The sequence below is a fragment of the Martinezella lusitana genome (assembly GCF_016901135.1).
In the GTDB taxonomy this organism is placed as follows: Bacteria; Pseudomonadota; Alphaproteobacteria; order Rhizobiales; family Rhizobiaceae; genus Rhizobium; species Rhizobium lusitanum_D.
The window spans coordinates 223137-244218 of sequence record NZ_JAFEVL010000010.1 but is presented as its reverse complement, the minus strand read 5'-3'; the positions used below and the strand labels follow the sequence as shown (position 1 = coordinate 244218).

General features: G+C 62.2%; 22 protein-coding genes and 1 pseudogene. 12 read left to right on the top strand and 11 right to left on the bottom strand.

Features of this window, described 5'->3' with window-relative positions:
- The first annotated feature begins 37 nt into the window (after window positions 1-37).
- Window positions 38-406 (top strand): septal ring lytic transglycosylase RlpA family protein, encoded by a 369-nt coding sequence (locus tag JTP94_RS04115; protein ID WP_204849274.1) that lies wholly within the window; start codon window positions 38-40, stop codon window positions 404-406.
- Between the two features lie 215 nt (window positions 407-621).
- Complete coding sequence (locus tag JTP94_RS04110) at window positions 622-1911, top strand: RsmB/NOP family class I SAM-dependent RNA methyltransferase (RefSeq protein WP_204849273.1); 1290 nt, start codon at window positions 622-624, stop codon at window positions 1909-1911.
- Between the two features lie 7 nt (window positions 1912-1918).
- Here JTP94_RS04110 and JTP94_RS04105 read toward each other — a convergent pair whose 3' ends face one another.
- Window positions 1919-2422 carry an HPP family protein gene (locus JTP94_RS04105; RefSeq protein WP_204849272.1) on the bottom strand — a complete coding sequence of 168 codons (504 nt, stop codon included), beginning with the start codon at window positions 2420-2422 and terminating at the stop codon, window positions 1919-1921.
- 217 nt (window positions 2423-2639) lie between these two features.
- Here JTP94_RS04105 and JTP94_RS04100 point away from each other — a divergent pair, with 217 nt between their 5' ends.
- From JTP94_RS04100 to JTP94_RS04085, 4 genes are read left to right on the top strand one after another with little or no spacing between them, the layout of a single operon-like run.
- Window positions 2640-3926 carry an imelysin family protein gene (locus JTP94_RS04100; RefSeq protein WP_204849271.1) on the top strand — a complete coding sequence of 429 codons (1287 nt, stop codon included), beginning with the start codon at window positions 2640-2642 and terminating at the stop codon, window positions 3924-3926.
- Window positions 3927-3971: 45 nt separating this feature from the next.
- Complete coding sequence (locus JTP94_RS04095) at window positions 3972-5531, top strand: di-heme oxidoredictase family protein (protein WP_204849270.1); 1560 nt, start codon at window positions 3972-3974, stop codon at window positions 5529-5531.
- Complete coding sequence (locus JTP94_RS04090) at window positions 5531-6640, top strand: imelysin family protein (RefSeq protein WP_204849269.1); 1110 nt, start codon at window positions 5531-5533, stop codon at window positions 6638-6640. The genes JTP94_RS04095 and JTP94_RS04090 overlap by 1 nt, the downstream gene beginning before the upstream one ends.
- 5 nt (window positions 6641-6645) lie before the next feature.
- Window positions 6646-7731, top strand: coding sequence for a DUF1513 domain-containing protein (locus tag JTP94_RS04085; RefSeq protein ID WP_204849268.1), 1086 nt, complete (start codon window positions 6646-6648; stop codon window positions 7729-7731).
- 12 nt (window positions 7732-7743) lie between these two features.
- On the opposite strand, the gene JTP94_RS04080 is transcribed toward JTP94_RS04085, so the two are convergent.
- Window positions 7744-8424, bottom strand: coding sequence for a GntR family transcriptional regulator (locus JTP94_RS04080; protein ID WP_204849267.1), 681 nt, complete (start codon window positions 8422-8424; stop codon window positions 7744-7746).
- Window positions 8425-8759: 335 nt separating this feature from the next.
- Here JTP94_RS04080 and JTP94_RS04075 point away from each other — a divergent pair, with 335 nt between their 5' ends.
- Window positions 8760-9557, top strand: coding sequence for an alpha/beta fold hydrolase (locus JTP94_RS04075; RefSeq protein ID WP_204849266.1), 798 nt, complete (start codon window positions 8760-8762; stop codon window positions 9555-9557).
- Between the two features lie 119 nt (window positions 9558-9676).
- On the opposite strand, the gene JTP94_RS04070 is transcribed toward JTP94_RS04075, so the two are convergent.
- Window positions 9677-10753, bottom strand: coding sequence for a DUF2252 family protein (locus tag JTP94_RS04070; protein WP_204849265.1), 1077 nt, complete (start codon window positions 10751-10753; stop codon window positions 9677-9679).
- Window positions 10754-10916: 163 nt separating this feature from the next.
- Between JTP94_RS04070 and JTP94_RS04065 the strand changes: the two genes are divergently transcribed.
- From JTP94_RS04065 to guaA, 3 genes are all read left to right on the top strand, one after another.
- Window positions 10917-11366, top strand: a complete 450-nt coding sequence (locus JTP94_RS04065; RefSeq protein ID WP_037197294.1) for a PaaI family thioesterase — start codon at window positions 10917-10919, stop codon at window positions 11364-11366.
- Complete coding sequence (locus JTP94_RS04060) at window positions 11363-12004, top strand: 5'-methylthioadenosine/S-adenosylhomocysteine nucleosidase (protein ID WP_204849264.1); 642 nt, start codon at window positions 11363-11365, stop codon at window positions 12002-12004. The genes JTP94_RS04065 and JTP94_RS04060 overlap by 4 nt, the downstream gene beginning before the upstream one ends.
- A 103-nt stretch (window positions 12005-12107) precedes the next feature.
- Window positions 12108-13670: a glutamine-hydrolyzing GMP synthase gene (guaA, locus tag JTP94_RS04055; protein WP_034514100.1), complete on the top strand. Its 1563-nt coding sequence runs from the start codon at window positions 12108-12110 to the stop codon at window positions 13668-13670.
- Window positions 13671-13764: 94 nt separating this feature from the next.
- Here guaA and JTP94_RS04050 read toward each other — a convergent pair.
- From JTP94_RS04050 to JTP94_RS04025, 6 genes and pseudogenes are all read right to left on the bottom strand, one after another.
- Window positions 13765-13946 (bottom strand): annotated as a pseudogene (locus tag JTP94_RS04050) (NADP oxidoreductase coenzyme); the annotation flags it as partial.
- 55 nt (window positions 13947-14001) lie between these two features.
- Window positions 14002-14637 carry a class I SAM-dependent methyltransferase gene (locus JTP94_RS04045; RefSeq protein WP_204849263.1) on the bottom strand — a complete coding sequence of 212 codons (636 nt, stop codon included), beginning with the start codon at window positions 14635-14637 and terminating at the stop codon, window positions 14002-14004.
- An 85-nt stretch (window positions 14638-14722) separates the two neighbouring features.
- Window positions 14723-15172: a nuclear transport factor 2 family protein gene (locus JTP94_RS04040; protein ID WP_204849262.1), complete on the bottom strand. Its 450-nt coding sequence runs from the start codon at window positions 15170-15172 to the stop codon at window positions 14723-14725.
- A gap of 44 nt (window positions 15173-15216) precedes the next feature.
- Window positions 15217-15816: an NADPH-dependent F420 reductase gene (locus JTP94_RS04035; protein WP_204849261.1), complete on the bottom strand. Its 600-nt coding sequence runs from the start codon at window positions 15814-15816 to the stop codon at window positions 15217-15219.
- Between the two features lie 31 nt (window positions 15817-15847).
- Window positions 15848-16600: an SDR family NAD(P)-dependent oxidoreductase gene (locus JTP94_RS04030; RefSeq protein ID WP_204849260.1), complete on the bottom strand. Its 753-nt coding sequence runs from the start codon at window positions 16598-16600 to the stop codon at window positions 15848-15850.
- Between the two features lie 51 nt (window positions 16601-16651).
- The gene (locus JTP94_RS04025; protein ID WP_204849259.1) at window positions 16652-17386 is read right to left on the bottom strand and encodes an SDR family NAD(P)-dependent oxidoreductase; all 735 of its coding nucleotides are present in this window, start codon (window positions 17384-17386) and stop codon (window positions 16652-16654) included.
- 299 nt (window positions 17387-17685) lie between these two features.
- Here JTP94_RS04025 and JTP94_RS04020 point away from each other — a divergent pair, with 299 nt between their 5' ends.
- Entirely contained in the window at window positions 17686-18582 is an 897-nt protein-coding gene (locus JTP94_RS04020) for a LysR family transcriptional regulator (protein WP_204849258.1), read from the top strand.
- A gap of 179 nt (window positions 18583-18761) precedes the next feature.
- Here JTP94_RS04020 and JTP94_RS04015 read toward each other — a convergent pair whose 3' ends face one another.
- Both JTP94_RS04015 and JTP94_RS04010 read right to left on the bottom strand, forming a co-directional pair.
- The gene (locus JTP94_RS04015) at window positions 18762-19202 is read right to left on the bottom strand and encodes a hypothetical protein (protein WP_204849257.1); all 441 of its coding nucleotides are present in this window, start codon (window positions 19200-19202) and stop codon (window positions 18762-18764) included.
- A 346-nt stretch (window positions 19203-19548) separates the two neighbouring features.
- The gene (locus JTP94_RS04010) at window positions 19549-20469 is read right to left on the bottom strand and encodes a LysR family transcriptional regulator (protein ID WP_204849256.1); all 921 of its coding nucleotides are present in this window, start codon (window positions 20467-20469) and stop codon (window positions 19549-19551) included.
- A 77-nt stretch (window positions 20470-20546) separates the two neighbouring features.
- On the opposite strand from JTP94_RS04010, the gene JTP94_RS04005 reads away from it, so the two are divergent.
- Entirely contained in the window at window positions 20547-21071 is a 525-nt protein-coding gene (locus tag JTP94_RS04005; RefSeq protein WP_204849255.1) for a hypothetical protein, read from the top strand.
- Window positions 21072-21082: the final 11 nt, after the last annotated feature.

Below are 21082 nucleotides of genomic sequence, written 5' to 3'. Positions count from 1 at the left end.
CAAGGCGCAAGTTCAACAGCTTGAGGGAAAATTCGGTTTGACGAACATCAGACGTTCTTTGGCAATCGCCGCAACTATATCCGCCTCCTTTGCTCTTCTTTCGACACCGGTATTAGCTTCGAATGGATGTGGAGGCGCTTCATGGTACGGAGGAAGCTCCAAAACTGCTTCCGGGGAACGTATGAGTTCCAGAAACCTTACTGCCGCCCACCGCTCGCTTGCTTTCGGCACGCGTCTCAAGGTCGTCAACAAGCATAATGGCCGCAGCGTCGTCGTTCGCATCAACGACCGTGGACCGTTCATTCGCGGACGCGTCCTTGATCTCTCCCGTGCCGCCGCTCAGGATATCGGCATGGTCGCCTCCGGCACCGCCAAGGTCTGCTACGAGGTCGTCGCCTCGAAGTAATCGGCCGATCAGCCCGGAACTGCCAGGCATTTCGGCACGACGCTTGCTCTCTCCGTCAATCGCGGCTACCACGCGGTTGGGACGTCTCAATAATCCGCCGCCATGTGCACTATTCGTGCGGATTGATGAGACGTCAGCGACATTTTGGCAGCGCATGCCATTTACCGACAAGCTCCACCGAGTTTCGGGACCATGCGCCAGCAGGAGAGTAGTGAATGCGTCTGGGCGGCCGATTGCAGGGGGCCATCGAGGTTCTTGCCGATATCGAAACGCGCAAGCGACCGGTGGCCGACGCCCTGAAGGATTGGGGGCTCGCTCATCGTTTTGCGGGCTCCGGCGATCGGGCCGCGATCGGCAATATCGTCTACGACGCGCTGCGCATGCGGCTATCCCATGCCTGGCTCATGGGTGACGACAGCCCCTCCGCCCTTGCCCATGCCGTGCTCTTTCGCCAATGGGGCCTGACGCCTGAGGCGCTGGCTGCCGAGCTCGACGGCGACAAATTCGCCCCCGAGGCCCCGAGCGCCGAGGCGCTGGCTGCCTTTACTGCCCGCAAGCTCGAAGATGCGCCCCGGCATATCCAGGGCGATATCCCCGAATGGGTCGAACCTTCCTTTGAGCGCGCCTTCGGCGAAGACTGGCTTTCCGAAGCGCATGCCCTCTCAGAGCGCCCGACGCTCGACCTTCGCGCCAATGCACTGAAGGCGGACCGCGCCAAGGTGGTGAAAGCGCTCGATCGCGCCGGTGCGCAGGCATCGAAGGTCGCCCGCTTCGGCATCCGTATTCCCGCCGGCGAAGGTGCATCCCGGCTGCCGAACGTCACTGCCGAGCTTTCCTTCCAGAAGGGCTGGTTCGAAGTGCAGGACGAGGGCTCGCAGATCGTCGCCGATCTCGTTCTGCCCGAAGACGGCGACCAGGTGCTCGACTATTGTGCCGGCGGCGGCGGCAAGACGCTCGCCATGTCGGCTGCCATGCACAACAAGGGTCAGGTCCACGCTTACGATTCCGACCGGCGGCGGCTGGCGCCGATCATCGAGCGCTTGAAGCGAGCCGGAACCCGCAATGTCCAGGTCCATGACGAACGCAACGCCTTGCTGGCGCTGCGCGGCAAGTTCGACAAGGTGCTGGTCGATGCGCCCTGCACCGGCACCGGCACCTGGCGCCGAAGGCCCGACACGAAGTGGCGGCTGACGCAGAAGAACCTCGACGAGCGTACCAGCCAACAGCAGGAAGCGCTGGCCCAGGCCGGCGAATTCGTCCGCCCCGGCGGTTCGCTGCTCTATGTCACCTGTTCGGTCCTGCCCGAGGAAAACGAGGCACAGGTCAACCGTTTCGCCAGCCAGAACCCGGATTTCGACGTCGTGGAGGCGCTGAGCTCCTGGGAAAAACTGTTCGGCAAAGATACGCCGCAGCCACGCTCGTCTGATGGTAAGACCATCACGTTGACGCCCGCCTCGACCGATACGGACGGCTTCTTCTTTTGCCGCCTGAAGCGGAAGGGATGAGCTGAAATCAATCCGCCCGCAGCGGATATTGCTGCCGGGGCGGGATGAGATGATGCAGCACGGCAATCGCGATGAGCAGCAGACCGCCGAGGCTGACGACGGTGAACAGCGTCAACGCCGACAGATGCGATCCGAATGCCACCAGCGGCACGGCGCCGGCCGGCGGATGCGTCACCCTTAAAATAAGCATCGCGGCGATAGCAAGGCCGACCGCGATGGCGGCTGCCCACCAAAGGCCCGGCAGCAGCGCCATGGCAAGGCTGCCGACAAAGGCGGCCAGCAGATAGCCGCCGAGCACATTGGCCGGCTGCGCCAGCGGGCTTTTCGGCTGGCCGAAGATCAGCACGGCCGTTGCGCCGAAGGGTGCGATCAGCAAGGGAATACCTGTCGCGATCGCCAGAGCGCCAACGGCGGTCATGCCCATGACGGCGCCTACACCCGACTTTAGATGCCCGTGCCAATGGCCTTTCGGCTCATGACGGTGAAGGAAATGCTTGAAATGGCGACGCATGAAAGATCTTCGAAACTCGGCTGAAATCTATTTGCCTGTTTTTTGACCTGTATCTGCCGCTTTTTCAAGCAAATCCATTCCATTCGCGCGACCTTAGCCAATAATTTCCTGCCTTAAAATTATTCTAAACTAGACCATTTGACACAAGTTTGTTTTTCATACATGAGACAAAATACCAAGTTTTTGACGGTGCGCCCCGCTGTCGTAGGAGAGGAATATGAAACTGAAGATCAATTTTGGCGCCGTGCTCGCGGTGGCCGTTGTCACGACTGCCGCAGCCGCCCTTCCCGCCGTTGCAGCCGCCCCCGAGCCGGCTGCCGTCCTCAAGCATTATGCGGAAGTGGCGCATGCCAAATATCAGGACTCCCTGACGACGGCGCAGGCGCTCGACAAGGCGATCAACGCGTTGCTCGCCGACCCCAGCGACAAGACGCTGAAGGCGGCGCGCGCTGCCTGGATCAAGGCCCGCGTTCCCTATGCGCAGACGGAAGTCTATCGCTTCGGCAACTCGATCGTCGACGATTGGGAAGGCAAGGTGAATTCCTGGCCGCTGGACGAGGGCCTGATCGACTATGTCGACGCTTCCTACGGCACGGAGAGCGATGAAAACGCGCTCTATGTTGCCAACGTCATTGCCAACAAGACGATCAAGATCAACGGCAAGGATGTCGACGCTTCGCATCTGACCCCGGAATTCCTGTCGGGCACGCTGCATCAGGCTGGTGGCGTCGAGGCCAATGTCGCGACCGGCTATCATGCCATCGAGTTCCTGCTCTGGGGCCAGGACCTGCACGGCACCGGGCCGGGCGCCGGCGAACGCCCCGCAACCGATTACGACTTGAAGAATTGCACGCACGGCAATTGCGACCGCCGCGCGGAATATCTGAGGTCCGTTTCGACGCTTCTTGTTTCGGACCTTCAGGACATGACGGCCAAGTGGGCGCCGGACGGCGAAGCCACCAAGCATGTCGAAGCCGATCCGAAAGCTGGCCTTACCACCATCCTGACCGGCATGGGCTCGCTCTCCTACGGCGAACTTGCCGGCGAGCGCATGAAGCTCGGCCTGCTGCTTCACGATCCGGAAGAGGAGCAGGATTGCTTCTCCGACAATACCTATAATGAGCACAATGGCGACGCCATCGGCATCGCCTCTGCCTATACCGGCAACTATGCCCGCGTCGACGGCACCAAGCTGAAGGGCCCGTCGCTGCACGATCTGGTCAAGGCCAAGGACGCAGCGCTCGACAAGGAGACGGAAGGCAAGCTCAACGCTACCCTGACAGCCATGAAGGCACTGGTGCATCGCGGCGAAACGGTCGAGAAATACGACCAGATGATCGGCGAAGGCAACAAAGAAGGCAACGCCACCGTGCAGAAGGCCATCGATGGCCTGCTCGACCAGACGAAGAGCATCCAGCGCGTCATTGCCGCCCTCGATCTCGGTACGATCAAGCTTGAAGGTTCGGACAGCCTGGACAATCCTAACTCCGTCTTCAAGAAGTAATAAAGGAGGGCGGCAGCGCGACAAGACGCTGCCGCCCTGACCCCCATGACAAGCATCCCGGCCAACCGCGCCCTTTTGCCCGCCCTCGCTGCGGGTTTTTTGGTTTTTTCCATCACCCTGGCCGTTGCCGGCATCCTCGATTTTCCGACCACCCGCAGCGATCTTTCCACCGAACAGCTGAACCGGGTGCGCGACGTTACCCGCGCGACCACGGATTTTTCCAAGGCCGAGGCCTATGAGGCGATGCAGGGCGGGGCGGCCACGTCGATCGATCCCGTCACTCGCGATATCTTCTCGCAGCCTTCTGCCAATCTGGGGCTGGAGCGCGGCGAGAACTTCCACCTGGGCAACGCCCTCTTTCGCAAGCTCTGGGTCTCGGCCCCCTCCTCCACGCAGGCTTCCGACGGCCTGGGGCCGCTGTTCAACGCCCGCTCCTGCCAGAGCTGCCACATCCGCGACGGTCGCGGCCATCCGCCGGAGACTGCCGGAGCCGCCGCGACCTCGATGGTCCTGCGCCTGGCGCGGCCTGCCGCCACGCCGGAAGAGGAGCAGGCAGCCAAGGATTTCCGCGTCCTCAACTTCCCGGATCAGACCTACGGCGTACAGCTGCAGGATCTTGCCGTGCCCGGCCTTGCCGCCGAGGGCAAAGTGACGGTCAGCTATAGTGAGGAGACGGTGACGCTTGCAGGCGGCGAGACGGTCACGCTGCGCAGGCCGCATTACGGCGTGAGCGATCTGGCCTCTGGGCCGCTCGACCCGACGACGACGCTTTCGCCCCGCATCGCGCCGCCGATGATCGGCCTAGGCCTGATCGAAGCCATTCCGGAAGCCGACATTCTCGCCAATGCCGACCCGGACGGCAAGAACGGCACCGGCATTCGCGGCAGGCCCGCCATCGTCCGCGATCACCGCACGGGTGAGATTGCGCTCGGCAGGTTCGGCTGGAAGGCCCAGAATGCAACGGTGCGCGATCAGGTGGCGGACGCCTTCTCCGTCGATATCGGCATCTCGACGCCGGACCGGCCGAACCCCTATGGCGATTGCACGCCTAAGGAACCGCGCTGCCTTGCCATGCCGAACGGCGTGCAGAAGCGCCTGGGCGAAACGGAGGCGCCGGATCCGATCCTTGCTCTCGTCACCTTCTATTCCGAAAACCTTGCCGTGCCCGCCCGGCGCAAGGCGAGCTTTCCCGATGTGCTGCACGGCAAGGAGATGTTCTATCGCTCCGGCTGTGCCGCCTGCCACACGCCGAAGTTCGTGACCCGCGACAACCTTAAAGGCAGCGACGGCAAGGACGCGCCGCAGTCATTCCAGCTGATCTGGCCCTATTCCGACTTCCTGCTGCACGACATGGGCGAAGGCCTTTCCGACGGCCAGCAGGTGGGTGTCGCGTCCGGCCGCGATTGGCGCACCCCGCCGCTCTGGGGTATAGGCCTGACCCAAACGGTGAGCGGCCGGCAGGCTTATCTGCATGACGGCCGTGCCCGCACATTGACCGAAGCCATCCTCTGGCATGGAGGAGAGGCGGAAAAAGCCCGCAATGCATTCGCCGACCTTTCGAAAGACGATCGGCAAGCCCTCATCAACTTTCTGGAGTCTCTCTGATGCGCCACTGGAAACGTCTCGCAGCTAGCCTTCTCCTCACCGTCTCGGCGCTATCAGCCCATGCCGAGGACGCGACGACCAATGGCGCCGGCCTGAACGAAGCGGCGGTGCCCGCAACCCTGCAGAAGGCGGTGGACGATGTCATTCGCCCCGGCTATCGCGCCATGCACGATTCCGCCTCGAAGCTGACCATTGCAATGAAGGCGCTTTGCGCCGATCCCACCGCCGCCACGCTCGCCAGCGCCCAATCGGCCTTCGGCGACACCGTGAAGAGCTGGTCGCGCATCGAAATCGTCGATACCGGCCCGATCATCGACAAGAACCGCTTCGAGCACATCCTGTTCTATCCAGACCGCAAAGGCGTCGGCCTCAAGCAGGTGCAGGCGCTGATCGCGAAGGCGGATGAGCAGGACACAACGGTCGAGGCCGTTGCCGGCAAGAGCGTGGCGCTCATGAGCATGACGGCGCTGGAATATGTGCTCTACGGCACCGGTTCGGACGTTCTCGCCACCCAGAAGCAGGGCTTCCGATGCCGCTATGGCGCGGCCGTCGCCGGCAACATCGAGAACACTGCCAAGGAAATCGCCGACGAATGGGACGCGCCTGATGGCGTGCAGAAATCCTGGAAGAACCCCGGCAAAACAAGCAATGATTTCATGGACAACAAGGAAGCCGTCACGGCGCTGCTCGGCATCCTCGTGCATGGCGCCGCCAATGTCCGCGACCAGCGGCTGGAGACTTTTTACAAGGGTGATCCCGCCTCCGCGCGGCCGAAAATGGCGATCTACTGGCGCTCCGGCAACACCTGGACGTCGTTCACCGGCAATGTCGAGGGTCTGAAGACGCTCTGGGAAAAGGCAGATATGGCAAGCCTGCTGCCTGCGGACAAGCGTGACGCCGCCGCCAAGATCGACAAGCTGCTGAACGAGCTTGTGACCACCGCGCCGACGATCAATCCCAACATCGAGACAGCCCTTGGCAACGATGCTGAACGCGCCAAGCTCGACAAGCTGCTCGCCGTCAGCCGCGACCTCACCACCGGCTTCAGCGATGACTACGGCGGAGCCATCGGGCTTTCCGCCGGCTTCTCCTTCGCGGACGGGGACTAACCGCGATGCGCAGCGGGCTGATCGATCGGAGAGCTTTCGTCAAGGCCGCAGGGCTGACATTCCTCGCGGCGCTCAAGCCCGGCGCCCTGATGGCGCTGGAGCGAGCCGATGCTGTTTATGCTTCCGGCATACGCGCCGCCGACGGCTCCTTCGCGGTGGCGACGGTGACCGAAGAGGGTAGAATCGTCGATCAGGTATCCCTGCCCGCCCGCGCCCATGGCATGGCCTTTTCGAAGGCGACGGGTAAGACCGTTGCTTTCGCCCGCCGGCCGGGCACTTTCGCCATGATCTTCGATCCCTGGAACAAGGCCGAGCCGATCGTCATTAGCGCCAGGGAAGGCCGGCACTTCTACGGGCACGGCACGTTTTCGCCCGATGGCCGGCTGCTTTATGCGAGCGAGAACGACTTCGATGACAATCGCGGCATCATCGGGCTTTATGATGCCCGCAACCGCTTTGCCCGCATCGGCGAATACGACACCTATGGCGTCGGCCCGCACGACATGACCGTCTCGGATGACGGCAAGTTCCTGATCGTTGCCAATGGCGGCATCGAGACGCATCCGGATTTCGGCCGCACCAAGCTCAATCTCGACCATATGGAGCCGTCGCTGACGCTGATCGATGCAGCGAGCGGCCGGCTGATCGAGAAACATGTCCTGCCGGCGCAATATGCCCAGGTCTCCACCCGGCATGTCGATATCGATGCGACCGGCCGGGTCTGGTTCGCCTGCCAGTATGAAGGCCATCGCAACGATCTGCCGCCGCTCGTCGGCCACTTCGCCAAGGGAGAAGACCTGACCTTCGTCACGCTGCCGGACGAAACGACGCGTGCGCTCGGCAACTATGTCGGCGCCATTGCCGTCAACCGCGCCGAGAACCTCGTGGGCGTGACATCGCCGGTCGAGGGAACGTCGGTGACGCTTGATGCGAAGACGGGCAAGGTGCTGAAGGTCGAAAGCCTGCCTGATGCAGCGGGCATCGCGCCTGCTACCCACGGATTTGCCGTGTCCTCCTATGACGGCGAGTTTCTGGCGCAGAAAAGCGACGTCGCCTGGGATCAGCATATCGTCCGCATCGCCCGCGGCTGATTTTACCGCTGCTCAGACCGGCTTGCTGGCTTCGATGAAGCGGCGCAGCGCCGTCGCCGCATTCAGCATGTGCGCACGCATGCGCCGCGACGCCATCTCGCCGTCACCTTCGGCGATTGCCTGCATGATGGCTTCATGCTCTGCGCGCGAGCGATCGAGGCGTTCTTCCTGCTGCAATTGAGCGCGGCGGAACGCCGTCAAGCGACTGCGAATGGCAATCGCCTGTTCGGCTAGAAAGCTGTTATGCGTGGCGTGGTAGATCGCCTCGTGAAAAGCGCGGTTGAAGGCGTCATAGGCATCGAAATCGCCCTTCTTCACGATCGTTTCGGACGCATCGTGCAGCTCGATCAGGTGGCTGCGCTCCAAAGGCGTCATGCGATAGGTGGCGAGCCTCACGCACATGGCCTCGATCTCCGCCACCGTCTCGAACATTTCCATGATGCGCTCCGGTGTCATGCGGGCAACGACGACGCCGCGGCGCGGCCGTACCTCGACAAGACCGCTCACCGCCAATTGCCGCAGCGCCTCGCGAACCGGCGTGCGCGAGGCACCGAAGCGATCGGCAAGATGCTGCTCGTCGAGCGCCGCGCCCGCCTCCAGACGTCCGGTCGCGATCTCATCCGCCAGAGCATTGCGGATACGGTCCGACAGCAATTCGCGGTCGTCGGCGGAATCTTCGAGTCCATTGGTCATTCCAGATCTCCTGGCATTTTTGGCCATCTCGTATGCAATATCGCCACTGCCTCGCTACATTGCATGCAGAATGCCTATCACGCAACTGTTACGTATTCAATGATTGACCATCGCGAATGGCAGGAATACAAGATCCTTCATCAGACGTCCTCCTGCATACGCAGGGCGGCCAGAATGCCAGACCAGAATGCAAGCAGAGCAGATTTTGCCCGAGCGCTTCGGGCGGGATGCTGTTTTCAACGATAATGACATCGCGAGCGACCCGTCGTCCCTGCCCCTGGGCCGAAAGGCCCTCCACTGCCGATTTCACCCCTCCGATGCAAAGGATCAGGACCATGATGATAACCAGACGGAATTTCTCGGCGGCACTTGTTGCCGGTGCCGCCGCCTCTCTCGTTTCCACCAGCGGCATGGCCGCCACCAACGCTGCCGGCGGCTCGGCGAAATCAGCACCGCAAAAGGCCCGCAACGTCGTGTTGGTGCACGGGCTTTTTGCTGACGGCTCCTGCTGGTCGGAAGTCATCGCGCGACTGCAGGCAAAGGGGCTGAACTGCACCGCGGTGCAGAACCCGCTGACCACGCTGCCCGAAGCCGTTGCCTCCGCCCAGCGCGTTCTCGATCGCCAGGACGGCCCGACCGTGCTCGTCGGTCACTCATTCTCGGGCATGATCGTCACCGAAGCCGGCATGCACCCGAAGGTCTCCTCGCTGGTCTATGTCGCGGCCCGCGCGCCCGATGCCGGCGAGGATTACACAGCACTTGCCAAGACTTATCCGACGCCGCCGGCATCGGCCGGCATCGTCTTTGACGGCGACGAAGGCCGCCTGACCGAAGAAGCCTTCCTGCGCGACTTCGCCGGCGATCTGCCTGAAGCCAAGGCCAAAGTCCTCTATGCCGTGCAGGAGCCGTTCCACAAGGAACTCCTTACAGGCAAGACGACTGCCGCCGCCTGGCATTCAAAGCCGAGCTGGTATGCTGTTTCCAGCGAAGACCGGACGATCAATCCCGACCTGGAACGCTTCATGGCCAAGCGCATGGGTGCCAAGACCATCGAGGTGAAGGCAAGCCATCTTGCGCTGATCTCTCACCCCGATACGATCGCCCGACTGATCCTCGAAGCAGCCGGGCACTAGAGCGGTTAGGCGTTTCACGGAATCGCCTAACCGCTCTATGTTATTGTTTTTGCGCAATCCCGGACGGAAAACCGCTTCGCACTTTTCCTGGAATTGCTCTAGACCGACAGGCTGCCGGCCTATCCCTTCCTGGCGAATTCGGCCTGTTCCGCACTGACAGCGACAGCGACGGCCCTTGCCGCCGCTCGCAGCCAATCGGCGCCCCGCTTATCGAGATCGGCGACGATGCCTGGCATGTGCGAGGCATCGTCGGCATGGCAGTTGGCGATTTCGAAGCCCATGAGATCCAGCATGTCCGGCGCCAGCAGCACCTGCACGTCTCCGTCGACTTCGATCTTGCGGCTATTGGGTGATAGACGGCGGACCAGGAGCTTGCCGCTCACCTGGTAACGCGGATCGGGCGAGCGCGCCCGCCCGGCAGCGATGACACCCGTATGGGTCGCCTTGTCCGAGGGATTGTGCTTGAGCGACCAGCCCGACTGCAGCAGCGCCTTCACCTCCCGCAGGACGGGACCGCCACGCCATTCGACATAGGCGACGAAACGCGGGCGGCCGAGACTGCCGGTACCGGCCAGGCGCGGCTTTGCCTCGAATTCTGTCATCGGATCCGGCAATGCCCTGCGCAGCGCCTTCAGATAAGGTTCCGGCACCGGGTCTTTCGCCGGTGGCAGGCTGCGATACTTCTCCCAGAAAGCCTTGCGCTCGGCATTCGACAGCAGCACCTCATTGCGCAGCCGTTTGTAGTCGCGCTCCAGGATGACGGGAGACGGTTGCTGCAAACCGCGGCGATAGCCTCCAAGGATCGCATCGGCGATGGCGCGCGGCGTCGGACCATCATTACCCCGCGCCAGGATCGCGCTGGTCGCCAGGCGCACGAGATCGAGCGCATAAGGCATGACCGCGGCCTCGTCGAAATCATTGGCGCCCCATATCAGCCGCCCTTCCTCGTCACGCCATGTGCCAAAATTCTCGAGATGCGTATCGCCGATCGCCAATATCTGTGGCGCACTCGCGAGATCGGGGCAGATCTGGAGGATGGTTTCGGCCCAGCGCCAGTAGGTTCCGCGCAGGAAGGAGAAGCTGTCTCTCTTCATGAGCTTGTGTTTCTTTGTCAGACCGGACTCGACCAGATCGCTGCCAAGCTGCGCCCGCATCCAGGTCTCGTATGCCGCCACCGATTGCAGGATCGTCGTCATCGATGCCCCTCGCCATGAATTCTCTCGTTTCGGATAGCATGATGCCGCCATTGAGGAAATTCGATGTCGGCGGCAGAAGCCGCAAAGGCTTTCCTTTTCCCACGCATGACCCTTGTCCTAGCCGCCTCTCCATGCCAATTTCGCACCCGCGAAAGGGGACGGCATGACAGAGGCAGACAGCGGCGATTTTCGAGCCCGCATCAGAACGAGTTTCGAGCGGCAGGCGGCGATGGCGACCATCGGCGCGGAACTGACACGCGTCGAACATGGCGCAGTCGAGATCGAGCTGCCGTTCGACGTCAAGCTGACACAGCAGCACGGCATCCTCCACGCCGGCATCATCGCCGCCGCGCTGGATTCCGCCTGCGGATTTGCGGCCTACAGTGTCATTGATCCATCCGCATCGATCCTCACCATCGAATTCAAGATCAACCTGATGTCGCCGGGACGCGGCGAACGTTTCCTGTTTCGCGGCGATGTCACCAAGCCCGGCACGACGATTATCGTGGCCGATGGACGCGGTTATGCGATTGGCGACGGGCCGGCCAAGCTGATTGCCTCGATGACCGGAACGATGATGGTCATCCGGGGCAGAGAGGGAATTAGCGGATGAAATTCGAATTGAAGCGCGTTTCGGGCAAATCGATCCTGTTTGTCATGGCGGCAGAGGCGGAATATGGGCCCTTCCTGCGCTCGCGCATCGATCCGCTGATGACCGGCGTCGGCCCCGTCGAGGCGGGGATCGCGCTCACCCGCGCATTTGCCCAGCTCGAAGCCCATGACGACCTGCCCGATCTCGTGGTTTCGCTCGGCTCGGCCGGCTCCGCCAGGCTGGAGCAGACGGAGGTCTATCAGGTTACCTCGGTTTCCTACCGCGATATGGACGCCTCACCTCTCGGCTTCGAGAAAGGTCGTACGCCATTCCTCGACCTGCCGGCGACGATCGAGCTGCCGTTGCGCATTCCCGCCATTGCCGAAGCGAGCCTTTCCACCGGCGGCAACATCGTGTCCGGCACGGATGCCTACGAGCGCATCGGTACCGACATGGTTGACATGGAAACCTTCGCGGTGCTGCGCGCCTGCCAGGTCTACGGCCGGCCGCTGATCGGGCTGCGCGGCATTTCCGATGGGCAGGTGGAGCTGCAGCACATTTCCGACTGGACGGAATATCTGCACGTCATCGACCGCAAACTGTCCTATGCCGTCGACGGGCTGTTTACCGCATTGGAAGACGGCGTATTCTGGTTCTGACAGACCCGAGACCGTCAAAAGTGAGGACAATCGGGACAATAAAATCGGGCCTAGCATGATTTGCCCGATTGCCAGCGAAAGCGCTTTTCATTAAAGGCTCGCCATGACCCAGACAGCACATCCAGACACCGTTCTCATCGTCGATTTTGGCAGCCAGGTGACGCAGCTCATCGCGCGGCGCGTGCGCGAAGCGGGCGTCTACTGCGAAATCGTCCCCTTCCAATCCGCCGAAGCCGGTTTCGAGCGGCTGCAGCCAAAGGCCGTGATCCTGTCCGGCAGCCCGGCCTCGACCGTGGACGAAGGCTCGCCGCGGGCGCCGCAGATCATCTTCGACAGCGGTATCCCGGTATTCGGCATCTGCTACGGCCAGCAGACCATGTGCATGCAGCTCGGCGGCAAGGTCGAGAGCGGCCATCACCGCGAATTCGGCCGCGCCTTCCTCGACGTCAACGAGGATTGCGCCCTGTTCGAGGGCCTCTGGTCCTCCGGCTCGCGCCATCAGGTCTGGATGAGCCATGGCGACCGCGTCACCGCGCTCCCAGAAGGCTTCGAAGTGGTCGCCACCTCCTCGAACGCGCCCTATGCCTTCATCGCCGACGAGAAGCGCAAATATTATGGCGTGCAGTTCCATCCGGAAGTGGTGCATACGCCCGACGGCGCCAAGCTGATCGGCAATTTCATTCACAACATCGCCGGCCTCAAGGGCGACTGGTCGATGTCGGCCTATCGCGCCAAGGCCGTGCAGGCGATCCGCGATCAGGTCGGCGACAAGCGCGTCATCTGCGCCCTGTCAGGCGGCGTCGATTCCTCCGTTGCCGCTCTGCTGATTCATGAAGCAGTCGGCGACCAGCTCACCTGCATCCTCGTCGACCACGGCCTGATGCGCAAGGACGAGGCGGCTGGCGTCGTCGCCATGTTCCGCGAGCACTACAATCTGCATCTTTTGCATGTCGATGCCGCCGACCGCTTCATCGGCGAGCTGGAGGGCGTCAGCGACCCCGAGACCAAGCGCAAGATCATCGGCCGGCTCTTCATCGAGACTTTCGAGGAAGAGGCCAAGAAGCTCGGCGGCGCCGATTTCCTCGGCCAGGGCACGCTCTATCCCGATGTCATCGAGAGCGTTTCCTTCACCGGCGGCCCCTCGGTCACCATCAAGTCGCACCACAATGTCGGCGGCCTGCCGGAGCGCATGAAGATGCAGCTCGTCGAGCCGCTGCGCGAACTCTTCAAGGATGAGGTGCGTGCGCTCGGCAAGGAGCTCGGCCTGCCCGACAGCTTCATCGGCCGCCATCCCTTCCCCGGCCCGGGCCTTGCCATCCGCTGCCCGGGCGGCATCACCCGCGAGAAGCTGGAGATCCTGCGCGAAGCCGATGCCATCTATCTCGACGAAATCCGCAAGGCCGGCCTCTATGACGCCATCTGGCAGGCTTTCGCCGTGCTGCTGCCGGTCCAGACCGTCGGCGTCATGGGCGACGGCCGCACCTACGAATTCGTCTGCGCGCTGCGCGCCGTCACCTCCGTCGACGGCATGACCGCCGACTTCTACCACTACGACATGGAATTCCTCGGCCGCGCCGCGACCCGGATCATCAACGAAGTCCGAGGCATCAACCGCGTGGTCTACGACGTGACGTCGAAGCCGCCGGGCACGATCGAGTGGGAGTGAAGGGGAGCGCGGCCTTCAAATATTCGGTCGCGCGCTGTTCGAAGAAGTTAGCGCGCGACCAGTTCTCGGCGTCGATCATACGGTCGTAGATCGATTACTGTTCCTTCTTGAACAAATCCTGGAAGGTAAGCTGGCCCCAAGTGCGGCGCGTGCGTGCACCAGCGCGCCACCCTCGCTGAGCTTTCCCAGCTTGACGGGTGCGAACCCGAGTTGTTTGGCCAAATCCGCCACGGGAGCGATCGCGTCCTCGTCGTCGCTCGACAGAAAGACGAAGCGGCAACGCTTCCACGCTTGAGAGAGCTGATCTCATTTTAGCGCGGATGAATCACTGTCAGGGCTTCCTGAACCGATAGGCGAAGCGATCGGTCTCGCCCTTGATCGAGGGATCGAACACCTTGATCGAGTGCGGATCGTCCCTGTTCGCGAGCATGGTGCTTTCCGCGTCCAGTACGAAGCCGGCCGCCTCCACCTCCTCGCGGACGGAGGCAGGGTCGATCCGATGCAGCGACTGGGCATCGCCCGTGCCTGCCCCGGCGGTGGCGGCGTGATCGACGATGACGTAGAACCCACCAGGCTTGAGTCGATCGTAGACGGCCCGATTGAAGTCGGCCGCCGTCGCGCCCCTGGCCTGGATCAGCGCGGTGTGGAGATCGTGGTAGAACAGATGCAGCCACAGGACATCCGCTGGCTGCTGCGTGACCTCCGGCATCGCCACGAGGTCCGCCGAGACGGCCTCGACGTTCTCTCGGCCCGGCTCCTTCGCAAGCGTCCGCATACGGCCGACCGGATCGTTCTTGAAGTCGGCGACTTCGGCCGGCACGAAGCTGAAGACCCGCCCTTCGGGTCCCACGATGTCGGAGAAGAGACGGGTCCAGTCGCCGTCGCCCGGGTAAACGTCGATGACGGTGGAGCCCGCATCGACGCGTGCGAACCGGATCAACTCGGATTGCTTGGATTGGTCGTACATCGGGATTTCCTTTGTGGTTGGACGTTCGACGCGCGCGCGGCGTGCGAGGCGGCGATCGATGGCTCGTTCACCGTATTCGTAGGCCTTACGAGGCTCGTTGCGCGGCTCCGGTGTCGATGAGCGAGGGCGTCGGGTTCGTGTCCGTCTCGGAGGCCCGCGCCAGTGCTTGTGTGTCGACGTACTCCCGGATGCTGGTCAATCTGCCTTCCCGGACCGTGATGGCGAAGATCCAGTCGTCCTCGAACGTCTTGTTCGTAGCTTTGATCTTTCCCCTCGCGAAGCCGAGCACGAGGACCCGGTCTCCTTGCGCTACGAACTCCCGTGGTTCCGTGGACGTTTCTATCGACTTGGATGCCGTCTCAAGCAAATCCGCCAGCCCGGCGTGTCCGTGGCGCGTTCCGGCCAGCGGCCAGTCCTCGCCCGGAATGATCCACTCGATGTCTTCGGCTACCAGCGCCAGCAGAGCCTCCCTGTCGCCGCGGCCGATCGCGGCGAAGAAGTCCTTCACGGTCTGGATGTTCTTCTCAATGCTCATGGGAATTTCTCCATTTCGCGCGGATCGTGGTCCCGCCGTGTTGATCAGTCGAACTTGACCAGGTCCTTAAAGATCAGCCGACCCCAGCTATTTCCACGCGCCTGGACCAGCAGCCCGCCTTCCGACAGCCCGCCTAGTTTGATTGGTGCGAAACCGAGATTTTCCGCAAGTGCAGCAATCTCCGCTGCTGCGTTATCATCGTCGCTCGCTAGGAACACGGCTCTCCTGCCACCATGCACGGCCGGATCTTGGGCAAGAACGGCAGCGCCTAAGTGGTTGAAACCCTTGACCAGCCTTGCACCACGGAAGGTTTGCGCGACGAATTTGGAAGACGGCTGTCCTCCCAGGTCCTCGGGGGGCACGCCGTAGGCATTGGTCACATCGATGATGGTTTTCCCTTGCCAGGTGGGCAGCGCCTCTGCGACATCGGCGTGTGCCTCGAAACGGACAGCCAGGAAGATGATGTCCGCCTTGACGGCTTCCGCTAGTGTTTTGGCAGTGACCTTGGCCCCGATCGCGGCCGCATCAGCAGCAAAGCTTTCCGGGTCGCGCGTGGTTGCAACGGTCACTTCGATGCCGTTGCGGGCGAAGGCTTTGGCCAGAGCGTGACCGATGTTGCCGAAGCCGATAATTGCATAGCTCATAATGCTTCTCCAATCCTGTGTGAATGCCGGGTCAGACCTGCGCCCAACCACCATCGACGGCGAGATCTATGCCGGTGATGTAGGAACTTTCATCGGAAGCGAGGAAGGTGAGGGCAGACGCGATTTCCGCTGGCCTGCCCCTGCGACCCATCGGGATCTGTGACGCAAACTGGGCGACCGCCTCCTCGGCTTGCTCAGCGGTGAGGCCGGTCGTTGTCGCCAAGGCGGGGGTCTCGATCGCGCCGGGGCTCATCGTATTCACGCGGATATTGCGGCCCTTCAGCTCCTGGGTCCAAGACCGCGAGAAGCTGCGAACAGCCGCCTTGCTTGCTGCGTAGGCGCTGAACGCTGGCAGCCCCATCACGTTCGAGACCGAAGAGTTCAGGATAATCGATCCGCCGTCCTTGAAGAGAGGAAGGGCCTTCTGCACCGTAAAGAACAGACCCTTCACATTTACATCGAAGGTCTGGTCAAAATGGGCCTCAGTCGCTGCCGCGAGCGGCGCGACCGTACCTGCGCCCGCGTTTGCGAAGAGAATGTCGATGTGACCATGTTTCTCCTTCACGGTGGTGTAGAGGCGGTCCAGATCTTCCAAGCGCGAGACGTCGCCCACGACTGTTGTCACGTTTTTCCCGATAAGGGCCGCGGCCTCTTGTAAGACTTTCTCGCGTCGCCCGATGATCACGACCTGCGCACCTTCTTCCACGAAGCGCTTGGCGGTGGCTAACCCGATCCCGCTGCTTCCGCCCGTGATGACTGCGATTTTACCGTCGAGTGCTTTCATAATCTTTTTTCCTTTGCTGCGTGTAAGCTAGGCGCAGAACCGCGCCGGGGGTCAGAGTTGCGCCAGGCCGCCGTCGACGGCGACTTCGCTGGCGGTCATGAAGCTGCTGTCGTCCGACGCGAGGAAGGCAGCAGCAGCCCCGAGCTCCGCCGGATTACCCATGCGCTGGAGCGCAGTCATCGAGCCGTAGGCCTTCAGGCCTTCCTCGCCCAGCGCTGTCGCCGCGAGTTCGGTCGCCACCGCCCCGGGCGTCAGCACGTTTACCCGGATGCCGGTGCCCTTCAGGTCCTCCGCCCACGTCCGTGCAAGGTTGCGCACGGCCGCCTTGCTTGCGCTGTAGGCGGTGAACGCCGGGGCGCCCGTGGTGCCGGCGCTCGATCCGGTCAGGATAATCGAACCGCCCTTGCCCATTAGTGGCAGCGCCTTCTGGACCGTGAAGATCGTACCCTTCACATTGACATCGAAGGTTTCGTCAATGTGCTCGGCGGTGATCTGGCCGAGCTTAAGCTGGCTTCCCACCCCGGCATTGGCGAAGACGATGTCGAGGGTTCCGCGCTCGGCCTTCACCGCCGCATAGAGTCGGTCGAGGTCGGCCTCATCCGAGACCGAGCCCTTCACCGCGCGGGCATTAGGCCCGAGCTCGGCCACGGCGGCGTCAAGCACTTCCTGCCGGCGGCCAAAGATGAAGACGAAGGCGCCCTCCTCGATGAAGCGCTTTGCTGCGGCGCGGCCGATGCCCGTAGCGCCGCCCGTGATGACGGCGGTCTTTCCATTCAATCTGGTCATGTCATGGATCCTTCCAGGCTTTCGCCTTGGTATTTTTTTGGGGGGGGGACGCCCCCGAGACCCTAACATGGGTCCGCCGAGGTCAGGCGTTGAGTGAGGAGGCGCGCACATCGGTGGTGCGAAATCGATCCAGTAGGGCTACAACGCCAGGCGAGACGATAAGGTTCCGCCGTTCGGAATTGGGCCGTGCTTGTCGGTATGGGCTATGATAACCACCCCGCGCCACCCACATTAGATATACTGCTCGATGTGTTGGACACGGGCTTTGGAAGGCGCACCGCACGGTGCGGAATTGCACCATGATCGACTGGGATGACGTTCGCTACTTTCTTGCCGTGGCGCGCGGAGGTTCGGTGCGGGCTGCCGCCGCGCACCTCAGGGTGAATCATTCAACCGTGCTGCGACGCGTTGCACAGCTCGAGGAACGCCTCGGGGCGCAGATGTTCGAAAAACTGCCTTCGGGCTACCGCCTGACGGCTGCGGGCGAGGAGGTCCTCGAGCTCGCGAACCAGATGGAAGCGTCGTCGCACCAGCTGGAGATGCGCGTCTTCGGTCGCGACCAGAGCGTGCGCGGGCTTCTGCGGGTGACGTTGGCTCCGACGCTGGCGACACACCTGCTCATGCCGGACTTCGCCGATTTCGCGCGTCTGCATCCGGAGATCGAGATGGAAATCTTGTCGTCCGGCGAGCTGGCAAATCTGACCAACCGAGAGGCCGACGTGGCGATCCGCGTCGTCTACGACCGCAAAACCCTGCCGCTCAATCTTCACGGCCTTAAGGGACCGGAGCTGTTCGGCGGCGTCTACATGTCTCGCGATCGACTGGCCGCATGGCGTGCGGGCGCGCCTGATCCCATCCGGTGGATCGTCATAAGCGTTCATGGAATTCCGGATTGGGCCAGCGAGGGTGAGGTTCGCACCACGGGGGTTCCATTCAGGACCACGGACGGCGAGGCGCAGATCGTTGCTGTACGGCAAGGGCTCGGGATCACGACACTGCCGTGCTTCGTCGGAGATGCCGACCCCCTACTGGTGAGGGTGCCGGGCACCGATCTGCACATGTACGGAACGCTCTGGCTTCTCACACAGGGGGAGACACGCAAGACGAAGCGCGTGCGGCTCTTCACGGAGTTCGTATCCCGCAGGCTCGCCGCGTACGCTCCGCTTCTCGCGGGGCTGTCCATATCGCGCGACTGACGCCCGGCAGGTCGCCGGCGACGCCTGGCGTTTCGGCCAGTCGGAAGCCGAATGATCAATCAGAACAATCGAGTGGGAATAGAGGTAAAGGCACTCCCTAGATCGCTTTCCCGGAAGTGCCCGATCGCTAAATTTAGCAGATCGGGCTTATCCAAGGAATGACGACCGGTGTGGCGCCCTTACTTCACCGTGATGCTCAGACCGCTGATATCGGCATTGACCTGCAGGCCAACCTGCTTGCCTGTGAGTTCGAGTTGGGCGCCCTTGTCATTGGTCATGACGATCATCTGGGCCCCTTTGCCGACTGCGCCGCCGCCGCCTGCTGCACCATAGATCCCCGACACATCCTGGGCGCGGCGAATATGGGTAACGGTACCTTGGAAATAGGTCTTGGAGGCCCCGAAGGCGAGGCCGCCCGAGATACCGCCGATCGAGACGGGATATCGGCGACCATGGAAGGTCAACGTGCCCTCGCCTCCGGAACCACCGACGAAAAAGGCCGCCTTGTAGACGGCGAAACGAATGGTACCGCTGTCGGCATGCGCGACGCTGGCAAAGCTAATTCCGGCGGCGGCGATGGCGGCAACCGCGACTGAACGAAATCCGGACGAAATCTTCATGATGAGCTATTCCTCAAGAGCGCCGCTTACCCAGCCGGCCGGGCACGACATCAGCGTCGTATCAAAGTTATAGATGAACGATCTCGCACGTCATTAGTTCCAAAGCACGGTAATAACAAAGCGTTAGCACATCCAAATAATCGAGTGGGAATGAGGGGAAGTACTGCTGAGCAAAAAGAGGATACAACGGCCTGCGATAGACGATGTTGCCTCCGCGGTAGCTGTCGATCGGTTTCCCATCGTGATCTACGTGCCGGAGCGGTCTCCATCTATTGGAGTCAGCGCGGCCCCAGATCAGCGCATTTTCACACCGCGAGCGCGTCCATCATCATCATGAATTTGGACCTTATTGGCGGTGTCCGAGGCGGCTCTTCACGTGATCGATAAAGGCGCGCAGCTTCGGCATCATTTGCCGGTATCCGGGATAGTAAAGAAACACACCCGGCGCCATGGGCGCAAACGGCTCCAGCACGCGCACGAGTTTGCCCGCTTTCACCGCGTCGGCAGTGATCGGCTCGGGCACTTGCGCCAGGCCCAATCCCTCGACGGCCGCCCCGAGCATTGTGGGAATGTCGTTGGCGATAAAAGGCCCTGAAACGACGACCTCGACTTCCTCGTTGCCATCGACAAAGGACCATGGCGCGATCGACCCGTTCGAGCGGCGCATGCGCAGGCAGGCATGCCGGCTGAGATCGTCGATGAGTTCCGGCCGCTGTCGCTTGCGCAGATAGTCGGGGCTGCCGACCACAGCCAGCGGCAGCGACGGCGTCAAACGCACCGCGATCATATCGGCCTCGATGAACTGGCCGAGCCGGATGCCGGCGTCAAATCCTCCGGCAGCGATATCGACCAAATCCGCGCTTGCGACGATCTCCACCTCGATGTCGGGATAGGCTTGGCAGAAGGATGCGATCAGCGGTTCCAGCAGGATCGGCACTACCGACGGCGGCACTGTGAGACGCAGCAGTCCGGCAGGCCGCTGCCCAAGGTCACGCGCGACCTCGCTTGCGGCGACAAGCTCCTCGAAAGCGGGCTTTGCGCGCGCGTGAAATCGTTCGCCGGCTTCGCTCAGGCCGACACTGCGCGTCGTGCGAATGAAAAGTGCTGCGCCGACGCGCGCCTCAAGGGTGCGTACCGCTTGGCTGATCGCCGATGGTGTCACCCCGAGCTCCGCGGCCGCTTTGCGAAAGCTGCGGTGCTGAGCGACGCTCAGGAACGCCTCCACGCCATCTAGCGCACCTTGTCTGATTGTGAAGTTCCGCTTCATAGCTCGACAAGATTATCGCGAATAGTCCGTCACGGGAAGCGGTTGTACATCTGGACTTGCAAACAGGAGTCCCGCCGATGTCGATAGAACTGCTCTTCCAAACCCATCTTGTCCTCGGCTATGTCGCGTGGCTGCTCTGCTTCGGCGCCTACATTCTGCCCTGGCTCAAATCGATGGACAGGGTCAAGACGCACCGCGCCATCGCCACCCTGCACAGCTTCCGCTTCTTTGGGCTCGTCTTCATTCTCCCGGGCGTCGTCAGCCCCAACCTGCCCGCTAGCTTCGCCAGCTTCGCTGCCTATGGCGATTTCGCGACCGGGCTGCTCGCCATGCTGGCGCTCATCACGATCAGGATACGTTCCGTCTTCTGGCTGTTCGTCGTTGCCTTCAATCTCGTGGGAATAACCGACCTCATCCTCGACTACTATCAGGCGATCCAGGTCGGTCTTCCGGCGCGGGCGGGCGAATTGGGCGCAACATACGCAATCCCGATCATCTATGTGCCCTTGCTGATGATCACCCACGTCTTCGCATTCTATTTGCTGGTGCGTCCTGAGCCTAAGACAGCTCAGTCCCTCACCGCCGATGCGGCGGTATCCTAGATTACTCCGCC